This window comes from Leptospira inadai serovar Lyme str. 10 (assembly GCF_000243675.2).
Lineage (GTDB): Bacteria > Spirochaetota > Leptospiria > Leptospirales > Leptospiraceae > Leptospira_B > Leptospira_B inadai.
This window is the reverse complement of the sequence record NZ_AHMM02000025.1, coordinates 377,237-400,302: the sequence shown is the minus strand read 5'-3', so window position 1 is coordinate 400,302 and position 23,066 is coordinate 377,237. Positions and strand designations below refer to the sequence as shown.

Annotated in this window: 20 protein-coding genes; 9 read left to right on the top strand and 11 right to left on the bottom strand. The window is 42.9% G+C overall.

Annotated elements, in window-relative coordinates; translation table 11 throughout:
* Positions 1-2: 2 nt before the first annotated feature.
* A complete protein-coding gene (locus LEP1GSC047_RS17605; RefSeq protein WP_010416761.1) occupies positions 3-293 on the bottom strand; it encodes a DUF433 domain-containing protein in 291 nt (96 codons plus the stop codon).
* A 273-nt stretch (positions 294-566) separates the two neighbouring features.
* On the opposite strand from LEP1GSC047_RS17605, the gene LEP1GSC047_RS17600 reads away from it, so the two are divergent.
* Together LEP1GSC047_RS17600 and LEP1GSC047_RS17595 are read left to right on the top strand one after the other, a co-directional pair.
* On the top strand, positions 567-1,100 hold the full coding sequence (locus LEP1GSC047_RS17600; protein WP_020989141.1) for an RNA polymerase sigma factor: 534 nt from the start codon (positions 567-569) through the stop codon (positions 1,098-1,100).
* Positions 1,097-1,318: a hypothetical protein gene (locus tag LEP1GSC047_RS17595; RefSeq protein ID WP_010416764.1), complete on the top strand. Its 222-nt coding sequence runs from the start codon at positions 1,097-1,099 to the stop codon at positions 1,316-1,318. The genes LEP1GSC047_RS17600 and LEP1GSC047_RS17595 overlap by 4 nt, the downstream gene beginning before the upstream one ends.
* A gap of 32 nt (positions 1,319-1,350) precedes the next feature.
* Here the strand turns inward: LEP1GSC047_RS17595 and LEP1GSC047_RS17590 are convergent, their stop codons facing one another.
* The 4 genes from LEP1GSC047_RS17590 to LEP1GSC047_RS17575 all read right to left on the bottom strand — a co-directional run bounded on the left by LEP1GSC047_RS17590 (position 1,351) and on the right by LEP1GSC047_RS17575 (position 3,867).
* Positions 1,351-1,944 carry a hypothetical protein gene (locus LEP1GSC047_RS17590; RefSeq protein ID WP_010416767.1) on the bottom strand — a complete coding sequence of 198 codons (594 nt, stop codon included), beginning with the start codon at positions 1,942-1,944 and terminating at the stop codon, positions 1,351-1,353.
* Between the two features lie 79 nt (positions 1,945-2,023).
* Positions 2,024-2,674, bottom strand: coding sequence for an SAP domain-containing protein (locus LEP1GSC047_RS17585; protein WP_010416770.1), 651 nt, complete (start codon positions 2,672-2,674; stop codon positions 2,024-2,026).
* Positions 2,674-3,255, bottom strand: coding sequence for a DNA-3-methyladenine glycosylase I (locus tag LEP1GSC047_RS17580; RefSeq protein WP_010416774.1), 582 nt, complete (start codon positions 3,253-3,255; stop codon positions 2,674-2,676). Before LEP1GSC047_RS17580 ends, LEP1GSC047_RS17585 begins: the two co-directional genes overlap by 1 nt.
* A gap of 117 nt (positions 3,256-3,372) precedes the next feature.
* A complete protein-coding gene (locus tag LEP1GSC047_RS17575) occupies positions 3,373-3,867 on the bottom strand; it encodes a hypothetical protein (protein WP_010416777.1) in 495 nt (164 codons plus the stop codon).
* A 276-nt stretch (positions 3,868-4,143) separates the two neighbouring features.
* Here LEP1GSC047_RS17575 and LEP1GSC047_RS17565 point away from each other — a divergent pair, with 276 nt between their 5' ends.
* Positions 4,144-4,521: a hypothetical protein gene (locus LEP1GSC047_RS17565; protein ID WP_010416784.1), complete on the top strand. Its 378-nt coding sequence runs from the start codon at positions 4,144-4,146 to the stop codon at positions 4,519-4,521.
* A gap of 84 nt (positions 4,522-4,605) precedes the next feature.
* On the opposite strand, the gene LEP1GSC047_RS17560 is transcribed toward LEP1GSC047_RS17565, so the two are convergent.
* The 3 genes from LEP1GSC047_RS17560 to LEP1GSC047_RS17550 form a co-directional block, all read right to left on the bottom strand.
* Entirely contained in the window at positions 4,606-5,643 is a 1,038-nt protein-coding gene (locus LEP1GSC047_RS17560; protein ID WP_010416786.1) for an alpha/beta hydrolase, read from the bottom strand.
* Positions 5,624-7,072: a flavin-containing monooxygenase gene (locus LEP1GSC047_RS17555; RefSeq protein ID WP_010416789.1), complete on the bottom strand. Its 1,449-nt coding sequence runs from the start codon at positions 7,070-7,072 to the stop codon at positions 5,624-5,626. The genes LEP1GSC047_RS17560 and LEP1GSC047_RS17555 overlap by 20 nt, the downstream gene beginning before the upstream one ends.
* A gap of 635 nt (positions 7,073-7,707) precedes the next feature.
* Positions 7,708-9,012, bottom strand: a complete 1,305-nt coding sequence (locus LEP1GSC047_RS17550) for a hypothetical protein (RefSeq protein ID WP_010416792.1) — start codon at positions 9,010-9,012, stop codon at positions 7,708-7,710.
* A gap of 167 nt (positions 9,013-9,179) precedes the next feature.
* Between LEP1GSC047_RS17550 and LEP1GSC047_RS17545 the strand changes: the two genes are divergently transcribed.
* Together LEP1GSC047_RS17545 and LEP1GSC047_RS17540 are read left to right on the top strand one after the other, a co-directional pair.
* The gene (locus LEP1GSC047_RS17545) at positions 9,180-10,637 is read left to right on the top strand and encodes an NAD-dependent succinate-semialdehyde dehydrogenase (RefSeq protein ID WP_010416795.1); all 1,458 of its coding nucleotides are present in this window, start codon (positions 9,180-9,182) and stop codon (positions 10,635-10,637) included.
* 225 nt (positions 10,638-10,862) lie between these two features.
* Positions 10,863-14,051, top strand: a complete 3,189-nt coding sequence (locus LEP1GSC047_RS17540; RefSeq protein ID WP_010416798.1) for a PP2C family protein-serine/threonine phosphatase — start codon at positions 10,863-10,865, stop codon at positions 14,049-14,051.
* Between the two features lies 1 nt (position 14,052).
* On the opposite strand, the gene LEP1GSC047_RS17535 is transcribed toward LEP1GSC047_RS17540, so the two are convergent.
* The gene (locus LEP1GSC047_RS17535) at positions 14,053-14,514 is read right to left on the bottom strand and encodes an OsmC family protein (protein ID WP_039935736.1); all 462 of its coding nucleotides are present in this window, start codon (positions 14,512-14,514) and stop codon (positions 14,053-14,055) included.
* A gap of 175 nt (positions 14,515-14,689) precedes the next feature.
* On the opposite strand from LEP1GSC047_RS17535, the gene LEP1GSC047_RS17530 reads away from it, so the two are divergent.
* The 3 genes from LEP1GSC047_RS17530 (at position 14,690) to ilvC (ending at position 20,414) form a co-directional block, all read left to right on the top strand.
* Positions 14,690-16,258 (top strand): methyl-accepting chemotaxis protein, encoded by a 1,569-nt coding sequence (locus LEP1GSC047_RS17530; RefSeq protein WP_020989092.1) that lies wholly within the window; start codon positions 14,690-14,692, stop codon positions 16,256-16,258.
* A 167-nt stretch (positions 16,259-16,425) separates the two neighbouring features.
* A complete protein-coding gene (locus LEP1GSC047_RS17525) occupies positions 16,426-19,203 on the top strand; it encodes a SpoIIE family protein phosphatase (protein WP_010416806.1) in 2,778 nt (925 codons plus the stop codon).
* Between the two features lie 209 nt (positions 19,204-19,412).
* A complete protein-coding gene (gene ilvC, locus LEP1GSC047_RS17520; protein WP_010416808.1) occupies positions 19,413-20,414 on the top strand; it encodes a ketol-acid reductoisomerase in 1,002 nt (333 codons plus the stop codon).
* 53 nt (positions 20,415-20,467) lie between these two features.
* Here the strand turns inward: ilvC and LEP1GSC047_RS17515 are convergent, their stop codons facing one another.
* Complete coding sequence (locus LEP1GSC047_RS17515; RefSeq protein WP_010416810.1) at positions 20,468-20,839, bottom strand: DoxX family protein; 372 nt, start codon at positions 20,837-20,839, stop codon at positions 20,468-20,470.
* A gap of 218 nt (positions 20,840-21,057) precedes the next feature.
* Here LEP1GSC047_RS17515 and LEP1GSC047_RS17510 point away from each other — a divergent pair, with 218 nt between their 5' ends.
* Positions 21,058-22,680, top strand: coding sequence for a caspase family protein (locus LEP1GSC047_RS17510; RefSeq protein WP_010416812.1), 1,623 nt, complete (start codon positions 21,058-21,060; stop codon positions 22,678-22,680).
* 76 nt (positions 22,681-22,756) lie between these two features.
* Here the strand turns inward: LEP1GSC047_RS17510 and LEP1GSC047_RS17505 are convergent, their stop codons facing one another.
* A complete protein-coding gene (locus LEP1GSC047_RS17505) occupies positions 22,757-22,963 on the bottom strand; it encodes a hypothetical protein (RefSeq protein WP_039935734.1) in 207 nt (68 codons plus the stop codon).
* Between the last annotated feature and the right edge of the window lie 103 nt (positions 22,964-23,066).

Here is a 23,066-nt window from a genome sequence, read left to right as displayed (position 1 = left end):
AATTACTCATTACATATTTGATAGGGTTGCTCCCGATTACCGACCCAACCTTGACTAAGAGCTTTTTCTAAAAGAGGAGAATGTAACCTTTTCGACGCGTATTGTAGACAGGCTCTAACATCCTCTTCGAAGAGTTGCGGATATTCACCTAAGATTTCCTGCAGACCGAATCCAAGAAAAACCATATCCAGTACTTCTAAAACACGTATCGAAGTTCCTTTTATTATAGGCTTTCCGCCGCAAATGGAAGGATTCGAGACGATTCTGTCCTGATGAAAAAGAGTTTTATCCATTCAGAGTTAATAACAAATTTCCTTTCCGCAATTTGCATACTATTTCAAATTCCTCTTTTTATTCATGAACAGGGGATTTCTTTCGGCGGAGTCATTTGACTTAGCCCAAAAGGGATATAAAAAGAAAGATATAAGCGGCGAAGTTTCTCCAAATCTAAATTTTCTTCTCAGACATTTGTAAGCTGAGAAAAATCGAGTCAATTTATGCTTCCGTCCACTATGATTCTTGTAAAAGTTAGCCAGAATCTTGGATTTTGCCGTATTTAGAGAAAAATGGAAGGCCTTTCTCAACAGGAATTTTCGAAATATTATGAATCTTCAAGGAATACCGTTTACCATTTCCTTCTGAAGCTTTCAGGTAATCCCGAAATAGCAGAAGATCTAACGCAAGAAACCTTCCTCAAGGCTTACGAGGTCATGTATAGATTCGATCCTTCAAGAGGTAGCTTTTCCTCTTGGTCCTGCACCATCGGCAAGAATCTCTACTTTAAACTTTTCAATCGCTCTAAGAAAGAATCGAACAACGTATCTATCAATATAGATAATTTTCCTGAGCTTTCCGCCGGAAATGATAAGGATCCATCAGGAATTGAGAAAAAAAATTTAAATTCCTTTTTGAAAGAAGGAATTTCTCGTCTTCCCGAACCGGAAAAGAGTATAATATTATTAAAAGAATTAGAAAAAAAGACTCTTAGAGAAACCGCAGAAGCATTAAAAATTTCTGAAAGAACTGTTAGTCGCAGATTGTTAAGTGCATTCAGAATTTTGAGGAGCTTTCTCGAGGAAAAAGGGATCGAATCGATATGACGAATAAAATTACCGGAAAGATAGAAAGTTTCGAGGATTTACTCGCATCTTATCTTTCCGGTAATTTGGATGCAAAAGGTAAGAAGGAGCTACTGGAAATAATTCTTATCGATCCGGAAAAAGGAGAAGAATATAGAAAAATCGCACAATTAAAATCTCAATTAGATTTGCATGATATTGAGTTAAGTTCGGAATTTCCGAAAATTTCCCCGAACTGAAAATCCTCGTTCTCTTTTGAATATATAACGATTTAGTCCCAAGAAATTCCAGACGGAGCGCATCCTATCGGATCTCCGGCAAAATAATGCGGAAATATATACGCCATCTTTCCCGCGATCGGATGCGGGTCGCGATAACTTAAGCCGTCAATTCGAATCGTAGAAGATTCGTCCTTAAAAATTCTAAATACAAGCGGTACTCTGAACTTGTCTTTTCCGTAACGAAACTCGGTGTTCTTACGACAGGACACGAGACAGGATTTATAAGGGTCTTCCTCAATCGAGTCGAAGTTTGCCCGATAGCTTTGGTCTTTACAATTAGTGGCGCACTCATCCGGGTCATCGGTTTGAAAATCAAATTCGACTAAAATTTCACGATTCGCGATCCTATAGGAACCTAAGGTTTTTGCGACGACTTCTCCAGGTCTGCGACTCTGCATGACGGCGACTGCAGGCGGTAAAAGGAGGAGGTGAAAACTACTTACCTCCAGCGAAAGTTTAGAATCCACATTCGGAAACTTTTTTTCCCAGTTTAAGCAGGCTTCTTTCTCATCATTGCTTTTGACGTATAAAGGAAGTCCTGAAAGAAATAAGAGTAATACTAAAATACCAACTATAGCGCGCATAAATCCGTTATTCGGTTCGAGCCTTTGATTATATAGCGAATCGCTCGGTTTCGCGAGCGAAAAAGGAGCATGCGACCGATTACTTTTTAGATCTTTCTATTTTGGAAATTTCCGTGAAAAATTCCGATAAAAGATCGGAATTATATCGTTTGCTTCCCGGGCGGTCTCTTACTTTTCCCCAAAGGAAAGCGGCGATGTTCAGCTTTTTCTTAAATGCATGCGTTTTAGGATCTGCATGAAAGTCTTTTACGAACCGATTCCATCGTAGAACCGTATCTTCGGGGCGAGGGGATGAAGGAGGGTTTTCATAAACTTTCAGTAGGTCGGCAACGGTCAAACTTTCATTTCCGCTTTTTTCCGCATCGCGCACGGCTTCGGCCATCGCTTTCGTGAAGGAGAATTTTTTGCCATCGTAGTAGACGCGACAAAACTCCCGAAATGCGGCATCAAACCTTATTCCGTCCGAAAGTATTTTAGAATTGAGGGTGATTTTTTTCGGGGGATCTATCTGCCTTCGCTTCGAAGCCGAAATCTTCGGTTTTCCTTGCGATCGAATTTGTTCGATATCGCCCGATTTAATGTAGGCTTTAAGCCTTTCTTCCAACTCGACTTTAGTTCCAAAGACGGGAATACCCAAATCGGCGCATATTCTACGAAGCTCCTCCCGATACCAATAATGCTCTTCGAATTCTTTTACTGACTTGATCTTTGCGAAAGGTGGTCGATTCATTATGATTTCATGTTCGATCGTTTAGCTCTAGTCCAAGCGGGTTTAAGTTTGAAAATCTTTTTCGCCGTCGGGCAATCCGGATCATGGGCTCCGGAAAGATAACCGGTGCTCAAAAGAAATTCATTTACGATTTCCCCTCCTGTGAATTTAAAAGTTTTCTTAAATAGCTTAGTCCACTCCTCTCGCGACTTAGGATGGTGAGAATCTAACCAGGAAGAAAAACTTCCGAACTGCTTTTGAATGGATCGAATTACATTTGCATTATGTATAGCGGCCTCTATTTTAAGCTTGTTTCTAATGATTCCGGGATTCGAAAGCAATCGATCGACGTCTTTTTGCTTATATTTGGATACCTTTTCCACGGAAAATTTATGATACGCCTCGTAAAAATTTTCCTTCTTCTTTAAAATCGTGGTCCATGACAATCCGGCTTGATTTATTTCGAGGATTAGACGACCGAAAAGTTCGTCGTCGGTTTCCAGCGGAAACCCGTACTCTGAGTCATGATAGATCTCGTGTTCCATCGCCTCATTCGGTCCTAGAGAACGGATATACGAACAATAGCTTTTAGGCTTATCCATTTTGGAATTCGACTCCTTAGATTAATTTCATAACGTTCGGTCCTAGAAAGAATATTCCCTTGCTTTCCTTACATTTCCGGTTTTTCGTTTAATCAAAATATTAGGAAAAACTAATTTTTATTCGAAATTACATTTCTCAAGATTAATTTCTCTCCAGCTCCAAGCGGAAAGACCTGCAACTTCTTTTTCGAATAAATCGAACGATTTGGACTTCGGATTTATTCTTTCGAAATTCCAGATAAATTCCTCAACTTTCCGGCTTTTTTGTGAATTGCAATCGGGAATTCCTTCGGAAGAAACGGGATTGTAGATCTTGCCAGAAGCGTCCCGAAAGGTTACGTTACTTAATATCGTGCAAGCAGACGATGGTGTGGCGTATTTAAAGGTGAAGCGCGTTCGGTTTTTAGTAAGACAAATTCTGACTAATCGAAGATCTCCTTGGGAGGTATCGTCCAACTCGCAACAGGAAATCTTTTCTTGGGATTTAGTCGTCCGATTTCGTTCCGTTTTTTCCTTATCCTGCTTTTGGGGTTTTGCAGGAATCAATGCGGTTGCGAATCGGAAGGGAAGAAACGATAGAAGTAGAAAATAGGTGATGAATCGGGAATGCATATTGAAATTTCTTGAACGAACTTCGAAAATTTCAAATCAATTTTTCTTGAAAAATAAACTATTGATCCCGATAGCTAAGTGAGCGGCAAACTTTTGTCCCGACCCCGACCTTGGCTTTTCTTAATGAATCGACAGGCAAAATTCTCGTCTTGGAGATGATCAAACCCGGCAATTTGAATGTAAATGGTTTGAATAGAAGCTGAAAAGTGTATAAGACTAAATTTAAAACTTCGATTTGGAATAGACGAACAAGGTTGTTTTAAATCGAATAAGCTCATGATCAGAATTTCCCTATATTTGTGCCGACATACGATTCCGTTCTTTTTCCTGTTGATAGTTTTAGGTGGAAGTCCGAACGCGAATGAATCGGGAAAGAATACGAGAAACGCAGGAAATAAGTACAAAATCGCACCGAAGAAAGCCCAAAGTTCGGTTCGAAACGAATACATTTTAACGCTGAGAAAAGGCACGGGTTCGGAAAGGGTAAAAGAACTTTTACCCGATTTTAAAATCATAAGAATGGAAAAAATCGGCGAGAGTATGTTCCACGTCGTATTCGAATCGGATCCTGGAATCGAGTTATTAAAATCCGCGGGAAAGAAATCGGGGTTCGTCGAATCGGTCGAGCCTAATCAAATTTTTAAGGCATTTTGAATCAAAGTAGTAAATGCAAAACCTTCATTGAAAAAGTATAAGTTTATATCGTAAAGGAGCGGCATGCATATTTTGCCGGATTATTTATTCTGATTTCAATTTGAAACCTTTTCGAATCCAAACCGCAGCATCCATCAGAGGTTCTCTCGCGGCGGGAATCTTTCCGGCTAAATTTACATAGCCGTGGATCAGTTCCCCGTAAACTTTTGCCTCGACTCCAACATTGGCTTTTCTTAATAAATCGACATAGGCAAAATTCTCGTCTTGGAGCGGATCAAACCCGGCAATTTGAATATAAGTGGGAGGAGTTCCGGAGAAAGAAGACAGCCTGAGTGGAGTTACGAGCGAGTTTAAGCAATCGTTGGCATTTGAGAAGCTATGTTTTTTAAAATATCTGAGAAGATCCCTGGTCAAAGCATAACCTTTTCCGAATTCTTCGATGCTCTTTCTCTCTTGCGAGAGATCTATCCAAGGATAAAATAAAATTTGAAAAATAGGAGAACTGATCTTGTCTTTTTTTGTCCTCGTCGAGATCGAAATAGCTAAATTCCCGCCTGCAGAATCTCCGCCGACTGCGACTTTCTTCGGATCCAATCCTACGGCTTTCCCGCTGCTACGAGCCCATTTATAAGCCGAATAGGCGTCTTCCCAAGAGGCCGGAAATACGTGTTCGGGAGCGAGTCTATAATCGACGGCGAGAATAGCACAGCCTGTTAAACGACTTAGGTATCGCAATGCATTGTCATGGGTTTCTAGACCTCCGATAACGAAACCTCCGCCATGATAATAGATAAGGCAGGGGATAAGTTCGGAACGACCGCTGGGAGAATACAAACGGACCCTGACCCTACCCGAAACTCCCGCAATCGTAAAATCCTCGACACGAGCGATATCTGCCTTCGGGAGGTCGAAGAGGGTTACGATATATTCGAATATCGTTCTTGCCTGAACGGGCGAGAGATCTTCTAGCCTCGGTTTGATTTTGGCTAGTAATAAGGCCGCTCTGATTTTCGGATCTAAGACCCGCTCCCTTTTAATGTCATCCCCGAAGGCCCGAAGTACTTCATTCGGCAATGCCATCAAGGACCTTGCCGCTATCGTCTCAAACTTTTGCCAAAGCACCTTTTTTATTTCTTCCTAAAACCTTATGATCGTTTCCGTTTAAATGATCCGACTTCGACGAACTCTTATGTCGGGCTTTCGCCTCTATCGGGAGTCGATTTCCAGCTTTTGATGCACGGACTTTACCGGATTTCAATTCTTTTTGCATATAGTAGAGAAAATCTTCAAAATCAACCTGCATTGTATGCCTTGCGGACGCTACATATCGCTTTCTCATTGCGTCTTCGTACTTACTAATTTGTTTTTGCATTTCTGGAACGCTAGGAAGCTGATAATTTCCCGCAAGGTATTCGGCGATCCATTTTCCTTGGAATTCGGCTAACGGCATAATTGCACCGAGAGGTTGATAGAGTCCGATAAAGAATAAATTATTCAATCCGGGCTTGAATGTTCTATGAAAGAGAGGTAAATGATTGTCTTGAACGTCGATAAAATTCGGGTCGAAGAACGGAAATTTAACGTTATAACCGGTGCAATAAATCACGACATCGATTTCCTCTTCGGAATTATCGGCGAATCTGATCTTACTTCCTTTAAACTCCTGGATTACGGGTTTATATATGATATCTCCTCTGCCTAGTCTGACTAGAATATCTTGAGAGATGGTAGGGTGCGCCTCTCCCGGATTATGATCCGGCTTTGGCAGTCCAAAATCTTCCATTTTACCGACTCCCAATTTTAGGATAAATCCTAGTACCGTCCTTTTTAGCCAGAAGGGCGTTCCGGGAGGAATTAGTTGTGTGGATTTATCCAGAGGCTTTCCAAATAGATAATTAGGAATTACCCACGCGCCTCTCCTGGAGCACAGAAAAACTTTCTTACATACTCCGGGGCGGCTCAATTCGACGGAAATATCCATCGCGCTATTTCCCATTCCCAGAACGACAACTCTCTTACCTACTAGTTGAATCGGATGCTCGGGATCCACGTAATCATGGGAATGTATAATCTTACCGTTAAACTTTCCGGGAAAGTTCGGCTCGGGCCAACGCGGCGACCAATGATGTCCATTGGCGACTATTATTGCATCGTAATATTTTTTTTGCCCTTTCTCAGTGGTGACTAGATATGTTCCGTCCTCCTGCGGCTCGACTTTCGCAACGCCGTCTTTGAACGAGATGTTTTTCCGAAGGCCGAAATGGCTCACATAGTCTAGAAAGTACTTTTGTATCGGCTCATGGTTGGGATATTCCGGGTACCAAGGAGGCATCGGATAATCGCGATATTCCATGCGATCTCGATGAGTATTAATATGTAAAGATTTATAGATATTGCTTATTCCGTTATCGTTATTGTAGCGCCAATTACCGCCGATATCGCTTCCTTTTTCATAGCAGTGGTAAGGAATTCCTTTATCTTGTAAAGATTTGCAAACCGTAATTCCGCTAGAACCGGCACCAATCACACAAACCTTAGGTAAATCCACCATGATATTCCCCTCTTTCCAGAATGATTGTTACAAAATGAGATTTTAGTAGAGTTCTCGTTCCACTCTCAGTCAAGTAGGAAAATGAGTTTCGTTAATAATTCAATTCGTTCGATGGAGTCGTAAGAAAGACGAAAAGAAAAACGGATGTTCATTTCGACTTCGATTCAGTCGGAAACGGTTCCGGTGAAAAGGTGTCAGCATTGCGTTTAAGTCAAAAGGTACACAGCATTAGTAATGGAATCGAAAAAGAGATGGACGAGTAAACATTTTTGAAACGAATTTTTATATTATAAAATATTAATGTATTATTCGGTCCAGAAAAATTTGCGATGGGTCCCGTGAGTGATTCTTTTTGGGTAAAGGCTTTTGTCTTATATTTATCGTTTTCGTAATATTATTTTTATCCACATCGTGAAGCGTTGGATAATCGAACGTGTGAAAATTTCTTTGATCGAAAGGATTGTTCTATTTTTACAAAGTCGCTCCTAAAGGTCGGGAGCGACTTTAATTTTTAAATTGGACGAATCGGATCGATTCTATTCTGAAAATCGTCGCGAAAGAGATTTGTCGAGGTGAAACTTTTCGACCTATTCCCCGTAACAAGGACCGATATTTAAGTTTCGGTCCTTATAAATTCAGATCCTGATGGTATAGCCTATATTATAAAAGAATATAAAATGAACTATATGTTGTTGCTGGTAATGTTCGATCAAACCTCGCCGGACGAATTCGTTCGGCGCGATAGCAGAGAGATAATCAACGATGTATTCGTTCTTATACCCGTAGACTTTGGATGGGTCCGTCGTCTTTCCGTCGTTCGGGTTCGTATCCGGATACACCCCGCTGCTAGGAGTATAGATGGAGTTGTCCACTAACGCGGGCGTCGCTCTAAACATTGCGTTTGCCGCGAAAAAAAACTTTCCATAATCGAATTGTAATCGAGGACTTATATCGCTGACTCCCTTTTTTCGATCGATATTATCGTTCACGTCCGCATACCCGACGACTAGACTAGGAGTTATTCGAAATGTTTCTCCTTTAAAGAATTCGTGACTAAGCGAAAGTCGATAGTTATGAGTTCCCTGAAAGATTCCGCCATAATCGTTTAACATCTTATTATTTGCGGAAAGCTGAGGATTAAGCCACTCGAGAAATGGAGGGCGCCATGCTATGACCCAATATCCTCTCATCACGTAAACCGGGTCATTCGCGTTTATGAACAAAAATCCGGCCGAGAACGCTCCCAATTTCGTTTCATGCTCGTACATTGCCCGAGTAAAAAGATAATCGAATAAGCCGTTCTTTTCTTTTCGCGTTTTTACCTGATTCGGATCGTATTGCAAAGTTCCGGTGGCGAGAGACTGGTTGATCAAATTACTTTGATCCGGCCCTCCCGGTGTCGATTGCACAAAGTTATCGGCATCCGTGTTGGATCGATCCACTAAGGGATTCATCACGGTCATACCCAGCTTGAGCTGCTTGGGTAGGCCTAATAAATCAATGCTAGTAGTCAGAAAGTAAGCTTGATAAAAATCCTTATATTTAGTGCCATTTCTTCTTGCCTGTCTTTCACCGAATAAATCCACCCCTTGAAACGCGCCGTCGTTGGAAACGGATTGCGAAAGAAGAAGGGAATGTTCCGGCAAAGCTTCGACAGGGGACGCTTTTTTTACGGCTCCCGTCGGAACGCTTTCATCCGTCGTAAATTCGGCAGGGCCTTCTTTGGAATCGGGAGAAATCCGTTTGATTTTATCTTTTCGAATTCGATAAATTACTCCATCTTTATCGATGATCTCGATTTCCGTCTCGGTCTCTTTCTCGATCGTAACTCTTTCAAAAGTACGACCGCCAGTGGTCAGAACCGTTACGGCTTCCAGGTCGATTAAAAGCGGAACAAATAAGAATAGAGCCGATGTTAAGTACCGATGTTTTGTGCTCATTTGACAAGGCTTCGAGAAAAGCGTTTAAATTCAATTCAGATAATTAAGTTAGTTAACTATTAATGATTAAAATATTTCCCTTTTTTTGTTTATAATTTAATAAAAAAATAACTTTTTACTAAAACTGTAGTCAAAGCCGGTTACTGAGAAAATTATTCCGCATTACTATGAATCATCCGAATCTCGCCTCATCCTCGTTATTTAGAACTTCCTGTTTTTATGCAGGTCATTGGAATGCCTGGCCGAATACGATTCCGGTATTCGATCCGGCAACGGAAACCGAGATAGGGACTATTCCGGATCTGCCACGGGAGGAAGTTAAAAGGGCTATAGACTTTGCGGAACTGGAGCAAAAAAAATGGTCCAAGACTACCGGCAAAGAACGAGCGAGGCTCCTGCGTGCCTGGGCCGATCTGATGATTCTTCATAAGGAAGATCTGGCCAAAATCATGACGTGGGAACAGGGGAAGCCTCTATCCGAATCGAGAGGAGAAATCGACTACGCGGCTTCGTTCTTGGAATGGTTCGGTGAAGAGGCAAAGAGAACGTACGGAGATATAATCCCTACTCATCGTAAAGAGCTTCGTCTTCTCGCTTGGAAAGAGCCTGTCGGCGTCTCGGGAATTTTGACTCCTTGGAATTTTCCGAGCGCAATGATTACTAGAAAAGCCGGCCCGGCGCTTGCCGCCGGATGCGTAGTCATCGCAAAGCCGTCCGAACTTACTCCGTTTTCCGCATTGGCACTGGTTGCTCTCGCCCAAGAAGCCGGTTTTCCGGCGGGTGCCATTCAAGTCGTGACAGGTCAGCCGGAACCTATCGCGGACGAATTCTTGGAAAATCCGATCGTGCGTAAGATCAGTTTTACGGGTTCTACGAGAGTGGGAAAAATTCTATTAGAAAAGGCCGCACGGAGTGTAAAAAGGGTCTCGTTAGAACTTGGAGGAAATGCGCCGTTCATCGTTTTTGCCGACGCCAATTTAAAGGAAGCAGTTAAAGGGGCCGTTCTCTCTAAATTCAGAAACACGGGACAGACCTGCGTTTGCACAAATCGAATTTTAGTGGAAGCTTCCATTGCGGCGGAATTTTCTAAACTTCTTGCGGAGGAAACGAGCAAATTAAAGGTAGGGAACGGCTTTGAGGAAGATATAAAACAGGGTCCTCTCATTAACTCCGCAGCTCTGATAAAAATGCGTAAGCATGTTGAGGACGCTTTGGCGCGTGGAGGCAAATTGCTATTAGGCGGAAAGCCTCATAAATTAGGCGGTAATTTTCATGAACCTACGGTCATTTCGAATGTTTCCGAATCATCTCTTTGTTTCCAGGAGGAGACTTTCGGACCTCTTGCACCCGTATTGCATTTTGAAACGGAAGAGGAAGCGTTAAGGATCGTCAATTCCAGTAAAGTCGGCTTAGCGTCTTACTTGTACACGACGGACCCTGCCAGAATTTGGCGGGTTAGTGAGTCGATCGAGGCCGGAATGGTTTCGGTAAACGAAGGTTTGCTGTCAACCGAACAAGTTCCGTTTGGCGGTATAAAAGAGTCGGGTATAGGAAGAGAAGGTTCGAAATACGGAATAGAAGAATACCAGGAGCTGAAATATATTTGCTGGGGTGGGCAGGTCTAGCTGCGACCGTGTCCATTTTCGAATCGAATCGATTTTGTTATTTTTTTCCTTAAATATCCGTCTATCATTCGATACTGTTTGGCCACACAGTCTCTATTTCGAGCATTCGCACTGCGAAGATTAAAGGCGTCTTACTGTAAGAGATCCGGCAAAGGTATCGAATAAAAAACTATTTTCCTTGACGATCGTTGTTTTCATCAAATTCTTCTTAGGCTACCCTTCTTTATGGACCAAATTTATCTTAATTTTTATTTCTTCGGTTCTCTGCTCGCGTCCCTCTTTGCGTTATATGTCTCTCTCTTTTTTCTTACCATTAAAGATCGAAGCAAGGCGGCGTTTCACTTAGGAATTTCTTCCCTGGCCACGTTTGTCTTTCACCTCGGATATGTTATAGGCTTTGTATCTTATGAAGAATGGTCTATCTTCCATCGATGGATCGTTATTCCCACGCCGATGATCGGCTATACGCAGCTGTTAATTTTCTTCTTTTACTTTCCGCAACCGAAAAGAGTGAAACTCGGACTTTCCGTGTATGCCCTGCTCTATTTGGGAGTGATCCTGACTACAGGGTTCTACGTAATCGCTTCCCTTCAGTCGGTTCGAACTTTCGTAATGGGAAGTCATTACTGGGACTTTGAAACCCATCTTTTCTATAAGCTATTTTCGCTTCTCGTTTTAATTTATAATGTGTCGTTCTTAGTCGCAGGAATTTGGAGGGCTGTCGGCGAAAAGGGAAAAGAGCGCCGTTCGGTCATTTATATTATGCTTTCTTACTGCGTGATAACTATACTTCCGGGTATTGCCAACGCGCTTAGCCGAGACGGTTCGATTTCCAGAGCGGCGTACCAGCAAGTCGCCGATTTAGGATTGGTGACGGGATTATTTTTGATCCTGGTAGTTTATGTGAATACGACTAAGGAAAGGACAACGATCTTGAGTCGTATCGTAGGAATAACGATGGCGACTTTCCTACTCGTCTTTCAATTGGTGGGATATGCCGTACTAAACGGTTACGAAGCGTCTTTCGATCAAATAAAAATAAGAGAGACCAAACTTGTCGTAATGGATAAGGAGAAGCCCGAAGGTTTCGCATACGAAATTTCATACGACCCTTCTAACGACGTCTTCGAAACGGAACAAGGCACAAAGGATCCCAGGTTTGCGGCCGAAGACAAACTCGAAGTACGATTCTTTCATTTCGGAAACCTGCTGACGAATTTGGGAACTCTTCCTGCAGGGCAACGTTTGGAAAAATCTAAATCGATTCTGAAAGAAGCGCCCAAGGAATTTTACGGTTACCGGGAAGCGATTCTACAATTCCTCTCCAGTAAAAAAGAAGCGGAAGTTTCGGACGCCGAAATGATTTCCTTTTTTCATCTATTACGAAAGAAACTTTCCGTAATACGAAGTAAATTTTCCCATCTTCCGAAGAAAAATGACCAAGCGGCAATTGGTAAACTATTTCAATCGGAAGAGATCGGACTTTCGGAAATGCTTGGAAAAGTAAAATCAAAGATAAACGACGAGATCGAAAGAGGAAAATCCGAAACCGATATTTCCGTTCTAACCCTATCTTCCTTAGCGGTAATTCGCGACGCGGGGGAACGGATTTATCGTGGAACAAAATTTTATAATGTAGGCGATCAAAAGCCCGTTTTCTATGTCGCTTATTATTTCGTTCATCCAAAAAACGGGAAAATTTACGAGGTAGGATTCCATTATAAGACGCTTAGAGCCTTCTTACACGAGCCGTCTTTGGTTCTCGTCGCCTCTTTGATCGCGGTAATTCTGATCGTATCGATCGGGTTCAGATTCTTTTTTCAATACGCCCTAATCGTTCCGATGGACGAGGTTGTAGTCGGTTTGACGGAAGTGAATTCCGGAAATCTCGATTATCGTCTAGTACCGAGGGTCGAGGATGAAATAGGCTTTATCGCCCGTTCATTTAACAGAATGGCTAGATCCATTCAGGCCGCGAGAAAGCGACTCGAGCAGTACGCGAATGAGCTAGAAGAAAAAGTAAAAGAAAGAACGAAAGAACTCGAACAGACTTTGGGTGAAGTACGAGAGTTAAAACAACAACAGGACGGAGACTATTTCTTAACTTCCCTTTTGATCAAGCCGCTCGGTTCGAATAAGGCCATTCAAGAAAACGTGAAAGTGGACTTTTTGATGGAGCAAAAGAAAAAGTTTACCTTCCGTCGCTATAAAGATGAAATTGGAGGGGATCTAAATATCTCCAACCATATCGAACTTCATGATCGTTCCTATACGGTTTTTCTAAATGCCGACGCTATGGGAAAATCCATGCAAGGAGCAGGCGGCGCTTTGGTTTTAGGTGCTGTCTTCGAGTCGATCATCGAGAGAACTAGAATTGTGGAGTCGATGCGGGCGCAATCCCCCGAGAGATGGCTAAAAAACGCCTTCACCGAATTGCATAAGGTCTTTGAAAGCTTTGACGGATCGATGTTGGTTTCATCCGTCATCGGTTTGATCGACGATGAGGTCGGGGTCCTTTATTTTATTAACGCCGAACATCCGTGGACCGTACTTTATCGTGATGGGATCGCTAGTTTTATCGAAGACGAATTAATGTTTCGTAAACTAGGTACGACCGGAATGGAAGGTCGAATCTTCATTAAAACCTTCCAATTGGAACCGGGTGATGTGATAATCGCAGGTTCGGACGGACGGGATGATATTTTGATCGGGACGGACGCAGAGGGGGGAAGAATCATCAATGATGACGAACGCCTGTTCCTAAGACTCGTCGAAGAGGCCAAGGGTGATTTAAAAGAAATTTATAATGGAATTCTTCGAAAAGGTCATCTCACGGACGATTTATCTTTGATTAGATTGTCGTTTAAGGAAGCGGACCCGGAACAACGCCGTATCGAAGAGGAGCAAAAGGAGAAAGTTAGAGAGCTTCTCAAAAAAGCTAAGGATACTTCTCAAAATAAGGAAATCGACGAAGCCATAGCATTTTTAGAGCAGGCCGAATCCTTAAACAGTAGGATTCCGGAAGTAAAAAAGAATTTTATTCGATTGTTTCTAAAAATGAAAAATTACTCTAAAGCGGCTCGGTATGCGGAAGATTATCTGAATATAAAACCGGTCGATAAGGAAATCCTATACGTTGCATCCTTTGCGGCGAGAAAAGCAGGACAACTCCGGAAAGCGCTGGATTTCGGAGAGCGACTACTCTTACGAGAGCCGGACCATCTTAAAAACCTAATGAATCTGGCTCAAGTCTACATCGCTTTGAAAAATTACGACCGTGCGATGGTTATGACTCATTCCGCGTTACGATTGGATCCCGATAACGAAGCGATTTTAAAAACTAGGGACGTACTTCGAAAATACATAGATCGTAAACCGAAAGCTAACGAAAATCTCGATAATAGAGAATCTTAATTTAATTCTCCGAAAGAATCGGATGAATTAAAACTTCGGCTTTGATCGAATTTGCTATAAAGCAGCTTTTATGCGATAGCTGGTGCAGAAGTTTTAACTCCTCTTCGGTCGGAACGTTTTCTTTTGAAAATTTTGTTTTCGGATGGATATCGATTTTTGTGACGGATTGCTTTCCTTCCGAATTTTTATCCAACGTAGAAACCGCCAAGTCCTCGTATTCGAGAACCACGTATTTGCGCTTAGCTGCCACGGCTAGAAACGTAAGCATATGGCAGCTAGAGAGGGCTGCGGCTATCATTTCCTCAGGATTAGTGAACTCTGCTTTTCCATAAGTGGACGTTGTGGAAGACCCTCGAATTTCTTGACCTCCGTCAAAGCGAATGGTATGAGTGCGATCATAGACTTCGTATTTAAATTCCTCTTGTCCTTTTTTCCAGGTTAGTTGGATGCGATGCTCTGACATTATTAGCTCCGTATGTTTTTTCTGCAAGACGTCGAAATTGTACTGTCTTTCTTTAAATTGCGGCAGATTTTCCATTAATAGATAAATAAAAAGTGTCGATTTCTTCCGAAAATACAATTCTAAATTCATGTTATCAGATCGTAAAAACATTATGAAGAGAAATGAAAATAGCGTTATGTCGACTCAAACGGGTGCGGATCGGATCGTCGCGACCGGCCCAATCACGATTAACCGAATCCGCTTCGGGTTAATTTTTCTTTATTTTGCTTCGATCGCAATCGGATATAAACTGAGCACGGTTTTTCAGAATTCGATGTATATCGGCGGAACCTCCGTCATGGTATTGTATACGACTTATTCTTTTTATAAAAACCGATTCGAAGGAGGAGTTTCCCCTTTCCTAGGAAGACTATTCATCTTATTCGACGTAATCGTATTGACATTAGTCATGATCGGCGCTACTTGGGAGGATCCTTTAAAAGCCTCGGTAGTCATCAGACAAATCGTGCTCTTTACGATATATGTGATTTACATAATATATTCCGGACTACTACTTTCTCCGTCTTTTGTTATCTGGACGGGTATCTTGGCGGCGATCTCCCAAGTTATAGTCATCTTTAACGCAAAACTTACGGGCGTGATTTTTACCGAAGATCCGAAAATCGTAAATCTGCCGGGTTACGCCCCTGTATCCGAGCAATTCACAAAGATCGCCTTCTTATTGGTGGTCGTCTTCATTGTTAGAACTTTGATTTCGATCTTTACCAAATTAAAGAGCGCCGAAGAGGAAAAGGCCGCAGCTATAGAAAAATCCAGAGCCGATTTGGAAGAAGGGAAATTTAAAATGACCCAGTCTGCCCTTTCTTTACGGGAGAATTCGAAAAAGCTCAGGGATTTTTCGGAAGAACTTTCCGAAGTCGTCGGAGACCATGCGTCTTCATTTGAAGAAATTAGTTCTACGATGGAGGAGTTCCTCGCCCAGACCGAGCATTCTGCAGGAACCGTTAAAGATCAATTTTACAGGATCGAGGGACTATTGGGAGAAAGTAGAAATCTTCACACTTTGATCGATAGAATTTCGGGTCATTCCGTGGATTTGAATAAAAATATGGAAATCGTCTTAGAGGCCGGAAAAACGGTCAGTAGATTTGTGGAAGCTCTGCGCATTTCGTTGGATTCCCTGGGGAACTCCTTCCGATCGGTAGGCGAAGTGAATCAAATCATGTCGGACGTGGCAGATAGGACGAATCTTCTTTCCTTGAACGCTTCGATTGAGGCCGCAAGGGCGGGTGCAGCCGGCAGAGGATTTGCCGTAGTGGCAACCGAAGTATCCAAGCTCGCGGAAAGTAGTTCCGAAAATGCCGATAGAATTTCGAAAATTATCGGTGAAAGCACGAGTCATGTACAAGAGGGGCAAAGATCGGTTATCACCGCGACAAGCAAAGTGGAAGAGCAGGAGACTCTATTCCGAAATTTTTTAGAACGATTTGCACAATTGAACGATCTTCTGAGCGAGCAAAAGACCGTGAATAGTCGCTTCCTAGACAGTTTGAGCGCTCTTCGGAACCTTTCGTCGGAAATCGAGACCGCGTCGAAAGAGCAAGCCACCGGTTCGGGGGCGATTATGAAGGCCGTTTCAACACTTCAATCTTCGATGGATTCATTACTGAATAAGAGCGAACTTCTTGCGGAAACGATACGGATTTTGGAAAAAGAAGCGGAAACGTTAGCCTCGCAAGATTGATCCGCGTTTAGCGAAATTTTTCTCTCTTGCTTCCGAATGAATATTTTCATGTCGAAACGAATGGGCGCCCCGAGCGGAGCTTACCTTGATTTTAATCGAAGAGGAACGTCGGCTTTTAACGGGAAAACTCTTGATTTTTATAGTTAAAAAGTTAAAACCGTTGCTCCATGTTATACTTCGATTCCTGGGCGATTTCCACTCTCATTTGCTGTATATTCACCTTCACTATCTTCGTTTTTCTCGCTACTCTCAAGAATAAAGCTAAATACACTGCCGCATTTTCGGTTTTATTTCTATGGGTTTTTTTGATCAATTTTGGGTTTTTGATTTCGGCCCTTTTTCCTTATCCTGAAGCGGCCTATCATCGACTCTTGACCGGTCCAGGCGCCGCGTTTGGAACGCTATTCTTGTGCGTCTTTTCATATCTTTACCCTCGAAACGATAGACCCAAGGAGGCGAAAATCGTTTTGAGCGTAATGGTTGTTTTGGCATTATCCGTTGTCTCTTATTCGTATTATCAAATTTTGACGAATAAACCGATCTTCGATTTTCAAGGGCAGATTTATACGTATCCGGCAAGCGTAGGTGGTTTGCTCGCTCTCGTAATGATCGCATTTTTACTGATCATGATCGTCATACAAGTCCGAAAGATCAGGGCGAGCAAAGCGGAGGAAAAGAAAGCATTAACCCAAATGTCCGTGGCGATGGTTTTAACGTATTTGGTTCCGATCATCTCGAACTTTCTATTAAGAGAAGGTTATATTAAGTTTCATATATTCCAGCAACTGTATGTCGGATTCATGATATTCGGTTATTTTTCGCTGACGATCGTCTTTATAAACAATACCGTAGATAAAACCTCTTTTATGACCAAGATCGTAGGAATCACCGTGGTAACGAGCTTGGTATTCGCCCAGGGGTTTTCGACGGTTCTGAATTTACGGAATGAATCGTTATTCGATCAAATCAGCCTAAAGGAAGCACTATCTTTCGTTTCGACGGGAAGAGCCGACGGAACGGCGATCGCATACGTGATTTCGATTCCGGAAGAATCTAAGAAACCCAAGGTTCTATTAGCCAGAGACGGTTACGAGCCGAACCCGAGTATCGCAGCGACGGAAATCGGTAAGATCAAGGCTACGGGAAGTTTTCTAAAAAGAATTCCGACCGTAAATATGCCTAAGACATCGCAAGGAAAGGAAAGATACGTTCCTAAACCGACGGATCTATTCTTTTCCTATTATATTCAAGATGTTCAGCACGGAAGAATTCTGCAAATCACGTTTCCTTATATGCATTATAGAAGCTTTCTGGACGAGACGAATCGATGGATCGCAATCCTAACCTTATTTTTGGTGATCGTAATCCTTACGCTTTTTCCGATTTTCTTCAATCGGAGTTTGGTAAGACCCTTGAACACTCTCATAAAAGGAGTGGGCGAAGTAAATTTAGGCAATCTTTACGTTAAGATCCCTGTGCTTGTCCAGGACGAAATCGGTTATTTAAGCGATGCGTTTAATAATATGGTTCAAAACATCCTCGAAGGAAGGACAAAGCTGGAGGAATATGCCGATACGCTGGAAGAAAAGGTGGAGTCAAGGACGAAAGAAGTCACCGAAAAGATGGAAGAGATTCAATCGTTAAAGGTACAGCAGGACGGAGACTACTATCTGACTTCCCTACTGAGTCGACCCTTGATGACGAATTGGAATAAGTCGCAGGTCGTTAGTACGAATTTTTATATCGAGCAAAAAAAGAAATTCACCTTTAAAAATAAGGAGTCCGAATTAGGCGGAGATATTTGTATCAGTGGCAACCTATTATTCGGAGAAGATAAGGATCGTTGGATCGTCTTTATTAATGGCGATGCTATGGGGAAATCCATGCAAGGTGCCGGTGGAGCCATCGTTCTCGGTACTGCGATGAATAATATCATGGCTCGATCCGCAAGCAAAGGGAGAATTTTGGATACCAGTCCTGCGGATTGGATTACCGATACGTATCGTGAACTTGATGACATATTTAGAACCTTCGACGGCGTGATGATGGCGTCGGTGATTCTCGGCTTAATCAATGAAAGCACGGGCAAAATGTTGTATTTTAATGCGGAGCACCCTTGGACCGTTTTATATCGGGATGGCCTAGCTTCTTTCTTGGAAAAAGAGCTCACTTTGCGGAAACTAGGCTCTCCTTCCGAAATGAACTTTAAAATTTTAGAATATAATTTATCGCCTGGGGACGTAATATATGTCGGGTCGGACGGGCGAGACGACATTAATCTCCCCCAAGACGGCAACGCATGGACGATGAACGAGGATGAAACCGTATTCTTACGAGTGGTCGAGACCGCAAAGGGAGATCTTGACTCGGTGGTAAATCAGATTCATAAATTAGGAGCCTTATCCGACGATTTATCTTTGATTAGGATCGGTTATCAGGAGTCGATCGCTTCGGTCGTATCGGAACCGAAGCAATCGTATCCTGATTTGGCGGTCCGAAAATTTTCGGAAGCAAAAGCTTTGGTCCTGCAACATGAAGTTTCGACCGCAATAATTCTCTTAGAGGAAGCGATTAAGATAACGCCGTCTTTTAAAGAGGCGATTCGATTACTCGGTCAAATTTATTATGATAAAAAGGAATACGAGGTTGCCGCTAAATGGATGGAAGTTTATCTCGATGCCGAGCCGGATTCTCCGAACATTTGGTTTTTACTTTCCATTTGCTATAAGCATCTCAAGGAATATGCTCTCGCAACCGGAGCTGCCGAAAAAGTTCGTTTATCTCAACCCCACAGATTGGCCAATTTAGTCAACTTGAGCGATAATTATCGTCTGCTCGGAAGGTGGGAAGAAGCACGGGCCATATTGGAAACGGCCCTAGCCATAGATAAGGAAGGTCCGGGCGTACAGAAATTGAATGAGCTCCTTAAATCCAGAGGCCACTGAGGAATTTTAGGTTGTGGAATGGGCCTTTTCGCAATGTGCTGTCAAAAGGACCCTCTAGGGACGCAGGTTCGACTCGCTGTCCTCAAGACGGAAGCCCATAAGACTCCGGCAAAGCGCGATCGCGCGGAGAAGTTCGGAGAATTTCGTCTCATTCGATACAAAACGGGCTTTTTCTAGAGGATCTTAAGGTAGATTCGAGGTACCATAGAATGGCCAATTTATACTACGATCAGGACACCGATATTTCCGTTCTTAAAGGAAAGACAATCGCCGTAATCGGTTACGGCAGTCAAGGGCATGCTCAAGCCCAGAACATGAAAGATTCGGGCCTGAGAGTGATTATCGGACTAAAAGAAGGGTCCAAGTCTAAAAAAGAAGCTCAAGAAGCGGGTTTTGAAGTTTACTCAGTCGCGGAAGCCGCAAAGAAAGCGGACATCATTCAAATCCTGGCTCCCGATGAAATTCAAGCCGACATTTATAAAGCCGACATCGAACCTAATCTAAAGAAAGGAGATGCTCTCGTCTTCTCTCATGGATTTAATATTCATTACGAATTTATACAACCGCCCAAGGATGTGGACGTTTACATGGTCGCTCCAAAAGGTCCCGGACATTTGGTACGCAGAGTATATGTCGAAGGCGGTGGAGTTCCCTGCCTAATTGCGGTTAACCAAGATGCGACCGGAGATGCGAAGAAGCGTGCATTAGCGCATGCTGCGGGCGTGGGCGGTGGACGGGCCGGAATTTTGGAAACTTCTTTCAGAGAAGAAACGGAAACAGATTTGTTCGGCGAACAAGTGGTTCTTTGCGGCGGTTTGTCCAATTTGATCATGGCCGGTTTTGAAACTCTGACCGAGGCCGGATACGATCCGGAAATCGCATACTTTGAATGCTTACATGAAGTGAAGTTGATAACCGACTTGATTTACGAAGGCGGTTTAGCTCGCATGCGCTACTCCATTTCGGGGACTGCGGAATACGGAGATTATGTTTCCGGACCTAGAATTATCGATGCAAGCGTAAAAGCTCGTATGAAAGACGTATTGAATGATATTCAAAAAGATAAAGGCGCTAAATTCGCTAAAGCATGGATTGCCGAAACGAAAGCCGGGTACCCGGAATTCAATAAAATGCGGGAAAAGAACGCAGGTCATCCTATCGAATCCGTAGGAAAGAAACTGCGCAGCATGATGAAGTGGCTTGGAAAATGATGTTTTCCGAATAAACTTGGATGAAAGGCCGGATTTATTCCGGCCTTTTTTATTTAACGATGATTCTTGTCCGTTCTCGTATAAATCCAGGCCCACCAAATAAACAAAAATTGAAACGGTAAGCGAACGATTGTGACCCACAATTTCGGATTATTCGACTTCCATGCATCCAAAAACATCTGAATATTTGCGGGATATACGGCAATCAGCAAAAGAACGATGCCCCACGCCGCTTGCCTGCGAGTGAATTTAGGGATTAAGAATATTCCCAATAGAATTTCGATGATGCCGCTGACAATGATTACTTCCGAATGAAACGGAATATAAGGAGGCATCATTCTTAGATAAAAGGCCGGGTTTATAAAATGGAACGAACCTGCTAGAATATAAAAGAATGCCATGATATAGAGAAGAGTCGTTTTCATATTTTAATTCTCGGACTTGGGACCGTATTATTTAGAGATTATATCGAATTTCAAGGAATGGAGTTGATTTGACCTTAGGAATTGAAAAAAATTCCCCAAATAATCCCTTTTATCCGTAATTTTGATTGCATAAAAAGGGGCGTCACTAAGGCAAAAAAATAATGACAAACGATTAGTTTTTGCTACCTTGAGTCCCACTCAAGCCAGGAGGCCTCGGATTGAAATCCTTAATTTCAGTAATCGGAATCTCTCTTTTTCTGTTTTCTACGGATGTATTTGCACAGAGAAGGTTCGGTCTCATTTTCGGATCTAATTATAAAGGGAATAAGGCGGGCATCCCCGAATTAAACCTTTGTGAGGCCGACGCAAAGTACCTACATGACGAAATCAAGCGCGTAGGAAAGTTCGATGATATTAGAATTGTCCTAGGAAAAGACGTAACTAAGGATACTATTCAAAAAGAAATCAAAGCCCTAGCTTCCCGCGCAAAGTCCAGCGATACGGTATTTCTGTATTTTTCAGGCCACGGAGCGTTTCAGAGGGATGCGAACGCGAAGAACGGAATGCGGAATTACATCATATGTTACGACCGTCCTCATCTCAGCGACGACGAACTAAATGATTACCTCAGCGATGTTAAATCGCCGAAAACCGTTTTCGTATTCGATTGTTGCTTCTCGGGTGGAATCGCCAAAAAAGGAAGAGCGACTCGAGGTGCAGCACCCGTTCCGATCCCACAAGGAAGTGATGGAACCGTTCGCCAGGATCCTCAGGATTTTTATTTTCAAGACAAAGCGATTATCTCGTCGGCCGACGATAATCAAACCGCTATCGAAGTCGGCGGTAATATCAACCATGGGATCTTCACTTATACTTTCGGGAAAGCCCTTTCGACTGCGGATTTAAACCAAGACAATGTAGTCACTGCGCTGGAGGCTTTTTTCGTTTCGAGAGACGATACGGTCGCGATGGCTAAAAAGTTCGATCACGACCAGGTGCCTCAGGTATCGGGAAACGCTTCCGGTATTTTCCTTGCGGGAGAAAAGAAACCGGAACCGCCCCCGGCTGTGGAGCCTACTAAGCCACCCGTAACGCCTACTCCTACTCCCGACATTGATCCGCCCAAAGTCGATCCGGTCGTGCCGGTAGTCACTCCGCAAGAACCCCCGGTCGTTCCGACAAACTTAAAAGGTGATCTCGTAATTAAAACGACGATTATTCAGGACAGGGCCTATGGACTTTCCGACCTTCCGCCGGACATTCGCTTATCAACGGGTAAAAAACGACAAGGAAGTCGCTCAATTAAAGTTTTGATCGATGATAAGGAATACGAAACCAAAATCAGCACTGAATCGTCCGCTTATTGGGGCGCAGTTAAGAAGATGGGCAAATTAGTTCCAGGATCGATTTATATTCTGACTTTGAAAGATCTTCCTGCGGGAGTTCACAAAGTGACGATTCAGGCGGACGATTATCCTGAAGTGCAAAAGACTCAGGCAGTGATTCCGAATAAGAAGAACGAACTTGAAGTAATCGCTTCGATGACGGGCTTCGGTGCGATTCGCGGTAAGGTATTCTACCAAACCTTGGATAACCCGGTTTTGAATCAGCCGATTTATATGCCTACGATTTCGAGCGTTTCGGGAATTCAGAAACTCAATACCGACCAAAACGGAAACTTTTGGTTCACGAATCTCAAACCCGGAGAATACGAAATTAAGGCTTCGTTTGCGGAGGATCTGAATCTGAACAATTCCAATTTAGTGGTTAAGGAGGGCGAGGTGACTGCGGTTGACGTTATTTTAAACGTCAAGCTTCCTTCGACTAAAACCAAATATTAATTTCGGAGATTTTTGTCCCGTAAACCGTTGAAATTAGCCTTCTCCAAGGAAGGCTTTTCAATTCCTGAACGGGCCTTTAATCTTTTTGGAACCGCTGCCACTGCTTGGAATTGATTCTTCGTTTTCGAATTTCAACTAGCTTTTTTAGCTGCTTCGTATCCAATAAGCTACCGGCCTTTAAGCCGTAAGCGGGTAAGGCTGTATCGTTGGTTAGATTGGCGAAGGTTTTGCCTATTTTGGCAAAGGAACTCCGTAGATCCGGATCCATTTCCGAATACATCATAAATCGCCTCCGTGCGACCCTTTTCGGGGATGAAGAAGGAAGGTCCGTTTTTCCGTCCTTGGAAAGGAAGCCTTCTCCCAAACTATACTTCGGGGCATTCGCA